The following is a 2,024-nucleotide window of genomic DNA, read 5'->3' as shown; positions in this document are numbered from 1 at the left end:
CCTCAAGCGTATCAGGCAAAAAATGCACATAGCCAATTTTTCTCCCAGAACGCTTCTTTTGAAATGTAGATAAATAATAAGGGAAATCAATGGTATGAAAGTGAGTTACATCTGCCTCAACAGGAAGATTCTCCGTAACAATTAACTGATCTTGGGCATCACGATGTAGAAGACGTACCAACTCACGGTAGGCTCCTGATACTCCTTGACCAGCCACTTTTTCACTTGAACTTAGCATATTAATACGCAATTTTTCGTTTTCCATACCTTTCATTATACCATTTTATTTCTAGAAAATCAGCAAAAGAAAGAGAGACCAGAGGAAAAAGGAGGAATTTATCCTATTTTCCAATCGTCTCTCATATTTTTCTACTGTTTATTTAATTCCTAGGGCGATACGTGCATAGCGACTCATTTTCTCAACAGTCCAAGCTGGATACCAGACCAATTTAACTTCGGTATTGGTTACCTCAGGAACATCTGTCATCGCATCGTGTATCTGGTCTGTCAAAAGATCAGCCAGTGGGCAGCCCATAGTTGTCAAGGTCATATCAATTTCAGTGTGACCAGTTTCACCATCAAAACGAATTTCATAAATCAAACCTAAATTGACAATATCAATTCCCAACTCAGGGTCAATTACTTCTTCTAGGGCATTTAAAATGCGGGTTTTGATAACCTCAATTTGCTCTTCTGTATAAGCCATGTTCATCCTCACTCTTAATCTTCAATAAAATCACGAAGCGGTTTGCTACGACTTGGTTGACGTAGTTTTCTCAAAGCCTTGGCCTCGATCTGACGGATACGTTCACGAGTTACGTTAAAGACTTTACCAACATCTTCAAGGGTACGCATTTTCCCATCGTCCAGCCCGAAACGAAGGCGCAGAACGTTTTCTTCACGGTCTGTGAGAGTATCCAAGACTTCATCCAACTGCTCACGCAAAACGATACGAGTTGTGTAGTCCACTGGATTCTCAATTACTTCGTCTTCGATAAAGTCCCCGAGATGGCTATCGTCCTCTTCACCAATAGGTGTTTCAAGAGATACTGGCTCTTGGGCGATTTTCAAGATTTCACGCACCTTGTCAGGTGTCATATCCATACGCTCAGCGATTTGTTCAGGTGTTGGATCTTGACCCAATTCTTGAAGGAGATTACGTTGTTCACGGACAAGCTTGTTAATGGTTTCCACCATGTGAACAGGGATACGAATGGTACGCGCCTGATCAGCGATGGCACGAGTAATCGCCTGACGAATCCACCAAGTTGCATAAGTAGAAAACTTAAAGCCTTTTGAATAGTCAAATTTGTCCACGGCTTTCATCAAGCCCATGTTTCCTTCTTGGATTAAATCAAGAAACTGCATTCCACGACCTACGTATCGCTTCGCAATCGAAACTACCAAACGAAGGTTGGCTTCTGCAAGACGCTGTTTGGCTTCGATATCACCAGCTTCAACAGCTAAAGCCAATTCTTTTTCTTCTTCGTTGGTCAAGAGAGGAACAACCCCAATTTCCTTCAAATACATACGGACAGGGTCATTAACCTTAGCAGAGGTTGAGCCAATCAAATCCTCATCACTGAGTTCAGGCTCTTCTTCTGTACTAAGGACACGTGCACTTGGATTCCCTTCGTTATCCGTGATAGAAATTCCAGCATCCTGAATCCGTTGCAAAAGGTCTTCAATGCCGTCTGCATCTAAAGTAAAAGGAATAACCAGACTTGAGTTGATTTCATCGTCTGTTGCTGTTCCTGTTTTTTTGTGGTTACGGATAAAGTCTGCTACTTGCACATCAAATGTGGTTACTTCTTTTTGTTTTGTTGCCATTATTACTCCATTCTTCTCTTTTGGGAAATCAATCGTTGCAATTCTTCCAAGGCTGTGTCTGTATCTCCTAGATGACTAGCTTCCTGCACTTTCTTTTTAATCCTTAAATTGTCCTTGCTGAGGAGGGCACGGTTACGAGTCTCTTCGACTTCAGAAAGTTCTTGAGGCGACATCTCTGTTGGCAAATCTAGACC

The 2,024-nt window shown here is 41.9% G+C and carries 2 protein-coding genes and 2 pseudogenes; all 4 read right to left on the bottom strand.

Features of this window, described 5'->3' with window-relative positions:
- Positions 1 to 265: pseudogene (locus SORDD24_RS07330) on the bottom strand (glycosyltransferase); the annotation flags it as partial.
- Between the two features lie 111 nt (positions 266 to 376).
- Entirely contained in the window at positions 377 to 706 is a 330-nt protein-coding gene (locus SORDD24_RS07325; RefSeq protein ID WP_025168449.1) for a metal-sulfur cluster assembly factor, read from the bottom strand.
- Between the two features lie 14 nt (positions 707 to 720).
- Positions 721 to 1,830, bottom strand: a complete 1,110-nt coding sequence (gene rpoD, locus SORDD24_RS07320) for an RNA polymerase sigma factor RpoD (RefSeq protein ID WP_000201893.1) — start codon at positions 1,828 to 1,830, stop codon at positions 721 to 723.
- Between the two features lie 2 nt (positions 1,831 to 1,832).
- A pseudogene (locus SORDD24_RS11755) lies at positions 1,833 to 2,024 on the bottom strand (DNA primase); the annotation flags it as partial.

Origin of the sequence: Streptococcus oralis (genome assembly GCF_001579175.1) — a bacterium.
Lineage (GTDB): Bacteria > Bacillota > Bacilli > Lactobacillales > Streptococcaceae > Streptococcus > Streptococcus oralis_O.
The sequence above is the reverse complement of the archived record's forward strand: the minus strand, read 5'-3'. Positions and strand labels throughout refer to the sequence as shown.